Genomic DNA, 6,609 nt, shown 5'->3' on the forward strand with positions numbered 1-6,609 from the left:
GGGCTAGCTCTCCGACATCCGCTCCCGGAAGCCCTGCTGGTTGACCCGGTTGCCGCAGCGCACCGAGCAGAAGCGCTTCGAGCCGTTGCGGGACTGGTCGACGAGCAGACCGGTGCAGCCGTCGGCGGCGCAGACCCGCATCCTGTCGTTCTCGTTGGCGCGGGTGACTTCGGCGAGGGCGAGTGCACCTTCGGCGCGCATGCGGTCGGCGAGGGGGGCGTCGGGGCTGGTGGCGTGCAGGTGCCAGTCGAATCGGTCGTGCCGCACCAGGAACGGCAGTGCCTTCACTTCGCGCAGCCAGCGGTTGATCTCGCCGACCTGCTCGTCGCGGGGGAGCGACCAGAGCGTGCGCAGTTCCTCGCGGGTGCGCACAACGGATGCCAGCTCCGCGTCATCGTGGTCGAAGCGTCCGGTGTAGCCGTGCTCGTCGAGCAGCGCGGTGAGTTCGGCGGGGGTGGAGAGTTCGTCGGCGCCGCTGCGGGATGCCGTCGGGTGGGTGTTCCCGAGCACGACAAGGAACGCGAGAATCTCCTCGGTGTCAGGAGTAAAATGCAATTTGAACCCTTACGATTGCCAGGAGTAGCGTCACGAGCGTAACCACTCGGTGCTCCTGACAGGAACCCCATGAACTCAACCCGCGTGTCGACTGGACTCGTGATCGGCGTGCTCGCCTCCGTCGCCTTCGGTACCTCGGGCGCGCTCGCGAAGCCGCTCATGGAATCCGGCTGGAGTCCCGCCGCCGCGGTCACCGTACGGGCCGGGCTCGCTGGCATCCTGCTGGTGCCCTTCGCACTCGCCGCCCTGCGCGGAAAGTGGGGCGTCGTCTGGCTGGCACGCTGGCGCATCCTCGGCATGGCGCTGATCGGCGTCGCCGGCACGCAACTGGTCTACTTTGCGGCCCTCCAGCGCATCCCGGTGTCATCGGCGCTGCTGATCGAGTACCTCGCACCGCTGTTGCTCGTCGCGGGTGTCGCCGTCATGACGAGGCGGATGCCGCGGCCCCTCGTGCTCGTCGGCTCGGCCGTCGCGATCGGTGGGCTCGTGCTCATCATCGGACCGGTCGGCGGTGGCGACCCGCTCGGCTACGCCTTCGCCGCACTCGCTGCGGTCGGCTGTGCCCTCTACTACGTGATCGCCGCGCGGCCCGCGCACGGGCTGCCGCATGTCGCCTTCGCGGCCCTCGGGCTCGTGCTCGGGTCGCTGTCGCTCGGAATCGTCGGGCTCGCGGGGCTCGTGCCCTTCGACATCGTGCTCGCCGAGGTGAACGCCCTCGGCGGGATCGTGCCCTGGTGGATGCCGCTGCTGATCCTCGCTGCCACCACCGCGATCGGGTACGCGTTCAGCATCACCGCGTCGCAAGCCCTCGGCTCGCGGCTCATGTCATTCGTCGGAATGCTCGAAGTCGTCTTCGCGTCGCTCTTCGCCTGGCTGCTGCTCAGCGAAGCGCTCGGGGTGTTCCAGCTGCTCGGCGGCATGCTCATCCTCGTGGGCATCGCCTGCGTGCGCTCCGAGAAATCGCCGGACCCAACTCTCGGAATCGGAGAGGTTCAGCCACGACACGTCGATGAACCCACGCCAGACCGAGAGTTAGGTACGGCGACCCGCGGGTAGCCTGGCGGAATGCGCAGGCTGATCTCGTCCGGGTCCACTTTCGAGTCGCAGATCGGGTACTCGCGTGCCGTGGTCTCCGGCGACTGGGTGTTCGTCTCGGGCACCACCGGATACGACTACTCGACGATGACGATCTCCGACGACGTTGTAGAGCAGACCCGCCAGACCCTCCGCAACATCGGCGCCGCACTCGAGCAGGCCGGTGCTGGCTTCAAGGATGTCGTGCGAGTGCACTACCTGATGCCCGACCTCAACGACTTCGAGAAGACCTGGCCCGCTCTGCAGGAGGTGTTCGGCGAGGTGCGGCCCGCGGCGACGGCCTTCCAGGCGGGCCTGTCGAGCCCTGAGATGAGAATCGAGATCGAGGTCACCGCGCACCTCGGCCAGGCGTAACGCGATGACTCCCGCCCAGCGGACGCAACGGGTGCGCCCCGAACGCTTCATCAGTGTCGACGTCGAGACAGCCGGCCCGACCCCGGGCGATTACGCGATGATCTCGATCGGCGCGTGCCTCGTCGACGAACCCGACCGCGGGTTCTACGTCGAGCTGAAACCCGATCGGGATGCCGTCATCCCCTCCGCTCTCGCTGTGAGCGGCCTCGACATGGCTCAGCTCACGGCCAACGGCACCGACCCACGGCAGGCGATGGAGGAGTTCGCCCAATGGATCCGCGACGTCGTTCCGCCGCAGACGCACCGTGCCGTGTTCGTCGGGTTCAACGCCGTTTTCGACTGGATGTTCGTCAACGAATACTTCGTGCGGTACGCAATCGAGAACCCGTTCGGACACGGGGGGCTTGACATCAAGTCCTACTACGTCGGCATGATGGGCTCCACCTGGGAGCAGACCAGCATGAAGCACCTGTCACCGAAGTATCTCGACGGGCGACCGTTGTCGCACAACGCACTCGGTGACGCGCGCGATCAGGCCGAGCTCTTCCGGGCGATTTCGGCGGACGCCGCAGCCCTGCGCGCCGCCAGCACGCACGCCGAGGAGGCATCGTGAGCGAACCGTCGCCCGACACCGAAGTAGCGAGCATCATCGAGTCGGCGAAACGCCTCGGCGTGGAGCTGAATGAGGCCGAAACGGTGCAGTGGCTCACCGCGATCGCGGCCGAAACCGAAGGCGATCTGCAGATCGATGAGGCGAGCGGCACCTTCGGGCACCGGGTCGCAATGCTCGACTTCACCCCGCGCGACCTCGCCCGGTTCCGGGCGGTCGGCAAGGTCGTCGAGCTCACCGGCGATCCGGCGATCACTGAGGGGGCACTCGCGCTCTCGGGGTCGGCGGCGCAGTCGAAGATTCAGAGTTTTCCCGGCGACGCCGACTTCTTTCAGCGCTTCAACATCAAGGCCGCGACGCGCGAGGAAGCCTGCGACATCCTCGCCCGGTCGCTCAAGGCGAAGGTGCTCGCTTTCACGCGCGGCCCCACCTACCAGTTCCTCGAGGCGAAACTCGGCAGCACCAAGTCCGGAGCCCCGATCTCGTGGACCCTCGCCGACATCGAGGCTGGCGTCATCCAGACCCCCGACGGTGAGGTGCGCTGGGAAGATGCCGCGCGCGACCCGGGATGGGTGAAAGCCGACTGGGTGGTGACCGACCCCGCGCGTCGGCGACTGTCGAACGCGAGCAACGTCATCGACGTCACCTGGGAAGCCCCGGATGGCGCAATCGTGCCGCTCGACGGATACCTCGACACCTACTTTCAAGAGGTCTACCTCGACGCCGAGTCGGTGCCGACCTTCGCGAAGGTCGTGCAGCACGTCTCCGATGATGCGCTCGATGAGTACGTGGAGCAGCTCGAGGGCGAGGTACGCAAGTACCTCACGAAACACCTCAACTACGGCAAAGCCGCCAAGCGCATGTACAACGTGTTCCGGCTCTCCGGGAGACACCTGGATGCCGCGTTCGTGCGCGAACTCTTCGACGAGCCGACGACGATCCTCTACCAGGTGTGGTCGCTTATCGTCACGCTCGACAACGCCACCCAACCCGGCTCCGGCATCCCGATCGCCGATGTGCGCGCCCAGGCCGACGCGCTCGTGCTCGAGGTCGTGAAGGCGCTGGAAGGCACCGAAGAGACCGAGATCGTCGAAGCGTTGCAGCAGTTGAGCCGCACGCTCGAATCCCAGCCAACGGGTGAGCAGCGCAATGCCGAGGTTGACGGAGCGCAGGCCCGAGTCGTGAACCTCGTCAACACGTTCTTCCGCGACAAGCTCACGGCGATGCCCACCATCAAGGAGTACATCGACTCCATGCAAGCTGAGTCGTCGCACTAACCCCAGTCAGCGTTACTCGAGGTCGACCCAGCTCTGCCACATGTCGTAGCCGGTGACCTCATCGCCGGTGTTCTTCACGGTGATCGTCGACTGCCAGGTCTCTTCGTTGAAGTTGTCACGGGTGTAGGTGTGTTCGACCTTGGTGATCGTCACTCTGCCGCTCGTGGTGCCGTGCTGTCCGACTGGTGCCGGAGGCCGCGCGACCGCCCAGTAGGTCACGACGGTATTCTTCGGCGGCTTCTTCCAGCCGCGTGCCTCGCTCGCACCCGGAGCGAGTCCGTCGCGGCTGTAGATCTTGCGGATGCTGACGTGCCCAGCGGTCATGCGTGCGCTCCCGGCTCAGCCGCCTCGGGAGTGCGAGCGGATGTCGCAGCGGATGCCGCCAGCGTAGCCCGGACGCCACATCCTGGAGACAGACGCCTGGTCGGCGTGAGCTACCGGGTGCGCGGTTCGCGACCCGCGAGCAGCTGCACGACTTCGTCGTCCGAGGTCTGTGCGAAGTCCCGGTAGTAGGCGCTCACGGACCGGAAGTCCACCGGCTCGAGGAGGCAGACGACTTCGTCGGCGCCGTCGACTCGCTGCACGGCGTCGGGGCCGCCGACCGGTGCGGCGACGATGACGCGAGTAGCGCCGAGTTGGCGGGCGACGCGAGCCGCGGCCGTCGCCGTCGCTCCTGTTGCGATCCCGTCGTCGACGATGATCGCGGTGCATCCGGTGAGGTCGAGCCGTTCGCCGCCGGCCCGGAATCGCGCCACGCGGGAGTCGAGGGTCGCACGTTCCCGGCGCTCAACGGCAGCCACCTCGGCGAGCGTGACGCCTGCGCGCGCGACGAGGGCGTCATCGAGCACGTGCACCCCGCCCTCGCCGATGGCACCCATGGCGACCTCCGGCTGGAAGGGGATCCCCAGTTTCCGCACCACGATGACGTCGAGCGGAGCACCAAGAGCAGCCGCGACTTCGGCGGCGACCGGCACGCCGCCGCGGGGCAGGCCGAGCACGACGACATCCGGTGCACGTCGCGGGGCGAGGTGCACCCCCAGCCGCCGACCGGCGTCGGCCCGGTTCACGAAGTCGTGCATGCCGACGAACCTTAGCTCCACCGGATGCGCGCGTTCAGGCGCGCAATTTCCTCGTCCTGCCGCCGGTGTTCGCGTTCGCCTGAATCCTTAGCGGGGCGCTGCGAACAGGGTCGGGCCCGACCCTTCGACGAGGATGCCCCGCTTCGACCAGGGGCGGGTGGGGTCGTAGCGGATCGGAATCGTGTCGCCAGTCGAGTAGCCGCCGCCGGTGCGTCCGACGCGGAAGAACCGTTCGACGCCCTGCTGATCGGTGAATCTCAGGGTGAGGCGCTGCCGGGTCACATAGTTGACCATTCCGGTGACCGGTGCGCTCATCACCGTGGCGACGGTGTCGACGCCGATCTGCCGGGTGCGACGCATGGCCGCCTCCCGCAGCCCGGAGAAGACGAGCACAAGCGCAGCGATGCCGTAGCCGACGACGGGGAACAGGATGCCGACCAGCCCCATGCCGCCCGGCGTGGTGACCTCGATCACGAGAAACAGGCCGGCGACGTACGACAGAGCCATCGCCGCGAGCAGGTAGGTGCTGCGGTTGCTCGACACGAAGAGCGTGGCGAGTCCGACGACCACCCAGATTCCCACGTGGAGAGCGATCAGCCCGGGATCGCGCGGGATCACCCCGACGACGGCCAACAGCACGAGCAGCGGCGCCAGGAACTGCACGAGGATTGCGGCCGCAAACACCACCGGTCGAATCCGCAGGGCGAGGCCGCGTTCACGTTCGTCGGGGTTGGTCGTCGACATGGCCCGACCTTATCGGCGGGCTGCCTGTGGAGAACAGGCACGCGGCAGGCGGAGGGTTCGGCACGATGTGCGCATGCGACGCACGACCGCTCCCACCAGAAGCGTGATCGGCTCCCGGCTCCGGGATGACCGAGGGGATGTTCCGGGTTGGGTGTTGATCTCGTTGATGACCGCTGGCCTCGTGATCGCGATTTGGGCGATCGCCGGACCGGCGCTCGGGGCGATCTTCGAGAGCGCACTGGCTCGCGTCACCGGCTTCTAGCGGTGAGCTTGGTGCGCGACGGCGGTGTTCGCGACGACTCCGGCTCGGCGGTCGTCGAGTTCACCCTCGTCGGGGTGCTGCTGACGATGCTCACGCTGGCCGTCATCCAGCTCGGTCTCGCGCTTCATGTGCGCAACACGGTGCTGGATGCCGCGGCCGAGGGCGCCCGGTTCGGAGCGCTCGCCGACAACAGGCCCGCCGACGGGGTCGCCCGCACCCGCACCCTCATCACCGAGGCGATCGGTGCCGATTACGCCTCCGACATCGCTGTCGGTACGGGCGACTGGATGGGGCACCCCGCGGTGACGGTCACGGTGCGTACGACCCTTCCCGTGGTCGGGCTGCTCGGCGTCGGGGGAGCGTTGGAGGTGTCGGGGCATGCGGCGATCGAAACGCTTGACTGAACTTCTGGGCGACGAAGGTTCAGCTTCGATCGAGTTCATCACCGTCGGGATGCTGCTGCTCGTTCCGACCGTGTATCTGGTGCTTGCGCTCGCCTCGATCCAGAGTGCGTCGTTCGCGGTCGAAGGTGCGGCCCGCCAGGCGTCGCGGGTGTTCGTGCAGGCTGAAACGATCGCGCAGGGGCAGGCTGCGGCATCGCATGCCATCGCCGTGACGCTCGCCGACTACGGG

10 protein-coding genes and 1 pseudogene are annotated in these 6,609 nt (G+C 67.5%); 7 read left to right on the top strand and 4 right to left on the bottom strand.

Features of this window, described 5'->3' with window-relative positions:
- Positions 1-3 precede the first annotated feature (3 nt).
- Positions 4-555 (bottom strand): CGNR zinc finger domain-containing protein, encoded by a 552-nt coding sequence (locus tag RMO30_RS03890; protein WP_309709765.1) that lies wholly within the window; start codon positions 553-555, stop codon positions 4-6.
- 69 nt (positions 556-624) lie between these two features.
- Here RMO30_RS03890 and RMO30_RS03895 point away from each other — a divergent pair, with 69 nt between their 5' ends.
- Genes RMO30_RS03895 through RMO30_RS03910 form a run of 4 tightly spaced genes read left to right on the top strand, consistent with a single transcriptional unit; the run spans position 625 to position 3,891 of the window.
- Complete coding sequence (locus RMO30_RS03895) at positions 625-1,611, top strand: DMT family transporter (RefSeq protein WP_309709767.1); 987 nt, start codon at positions 625-627, stop codon at positions 1,609-1,611.
- A 9-nt stretch (positions 1,612-1,620) separates the two neighbouring features.
- Positions 1,621-2,004: a RidA family protein gene (locus RMO30_RS03900; RefSeq protein WP_309709769.1), complete on the top strand. Its 384-nt coding sequence runs from the start codon at positions 1,621-1,623 to the stop codon at positions 2,002-2,004.
- Positions 2,005-2,008: 4 nt separating this feature from the next.
- Positions 2,009-2,617, top strand: a complete 609-nt coding sequence (locus RMO30_RS03905; RefSeq protein WP_309709771.1) for a 3'-5' exonuclease — start codon at positions 2,009-2,011, stop codon at positions 2,615-2,617.
- The gene (locus tag RMO30_RS03910) at positions 2,614-3,891 is read left to right on the top strand and encodes a hypothetical protein (protein WP_309709774.1); all 1,278 of its coding nucleotides are present in this window, start codon (positions 2,614-2,616) and stop codon (positions 3,889-3,891) included. The genes RMO30_RS03905 and RMO30_RS03910 overlap by 4 nt, the downstream gene beginning before the upstream one ends.
- 12 nt (positions 3,892-3,903) lie before the next feature.
- Here the strand turns inward: RMO30_RS03910 and RMO30_RS03915 are convergent, their stop codons facing one another.
- From RMO30_RS03915 to RMO30_RS03925, 3 genes are all read right to left on the bottom strand, one after another.
- Positions 3,904-4,215: a hypothetical protein gene (locus RMO30_RS03915; RefSeq protein WP_309709776.1), complete on the bottom strand. Its 312-nt coding sequence runs from the start codon at positions 4,213-4,215 to the stop codon at positions 3,904-3,906.
- Between the two features lie 110 nt (positions 4,216-4,325).
- Positions 4,326-4,970: a phosphoribosyltransferase family protein gene (locus RMO30_RS03920; protein WP_309709779.1), complete on the bottom strand. Its 645-nt coding sequence runs from the start codon at positions 4,968-4,970 to the stop codon at positions 4,326-4,328.
- 87 nt (positions 4,971-5,057) lie between these two features.
- Positions 5,058-5,714: a hypothetical protein gene (locus RMO30_RS03925; RefSeq protein ID WP_309709781.1), complete on the bottom strand. Its 657-nt coding sequence runs from the start codon at positions 5,712-5,714 to the stop codon at positions 5,058-5,060.
- A 73-nt stretch (positions 5,715-5,787) separates the two neighbouring features.
- On the opposite strand from RMO30_RS03925, the gene RMO30_RS03930 reads away from it, so the two are divergent.
- The 3 genes and pseudogenes from RMO30_RS03930 to RMO30_RS03940 all read left to right on the top strand — a co-directional run.
- Positions 5,788-5,976 (top strand): hypothetical protein, encoded by a 189-nt coding sequence (locus RMO30_RS03930; RefSeq protein ID WP_309709783.1) that lies wholly within the window; start codon positions 5,788-5,790, stop codon positions 5,974-5,976.
- Between the two features lie 2 nt (positions 5,977-5,978).
- Positions 5,979-6,380, top strand: a complete 402-nt coding sequence (locus RMO30_RS03935; protein WP_309709785.1) for a TadE/TadG family type IV pilus assembly protein — start codon at positions 5,979-5,981, stop codon at positions 6,378-6,380.
- Positions 6,373-6,609 (top strand): annotated as a pseudogene (locus tag RMO30_RS03940) (hypothetical protein); the annotation flags it as partial. The gene RMO30_RS03935 and the pseudogene RMO30_RS03940, both read left to right, overlap by 8 nt.

Origin of the sequence: Pseudolysinimonas sp. (assembly GCF_031389465.1) — a bacterium.
In the GTDB taxonomy this organism is placed as follows: Bacteria; Actinomycetota; Actinomycetes; order Actinomycetales; family Microbacteriaceae; genus Pseudolysinimonas_A.

Coding starts and splice junctions, on each gene's coding strand:
- RMO30_RS03900 (WP_309709769.1), top strand. CDS start 1,621: ATGCGCAGGCTGATCTCGTCCGGGTCCACTTTCGAGTCGCAGATCGGG.
- RMO30_RS03905 (WP_309709771.1), top strand. CDS start 2,009: ATGACTCCCGCCCAGCGGACGCAACGGGTGCGCCCCGAACGCTTCATC.
- RMO30_RS03925 (WP_309709781.1), bottom strand. CDS start 5,714: ATGTCGACGACCAACCCCGACGAACGTGAACGCGGCCTCGCCCTGCGG.
- RMO30_RS03895 (WP_309709767.1), top strand. CDS start 625: ATGAACTCAACCCGCGTGTCGACTGGACTCGTGATCGGCGTGCTCGCC.
- RMO30_RS03930 (WP_309709783.1), top strand. CDS start 5,788: ATGCGACGCACGACCGCTCCCACCAGAAGCGTGATCGGCTCCCGGCTC.
- RMO30_RS03915 (WP_309709776.1), bottom strand. CDS start 4,215: ATGACCGCTGGGCACGTCAGCATCCGCAAGATCTACAGCCGCGACGGA.
- RMO30_RS03920 (WP_309709779.1), bottom strand. CDS start 4,970: ATGCACGACTTCGTGAACCGGGCCGACGCCGGTCGGCGGCTGGGGGTG.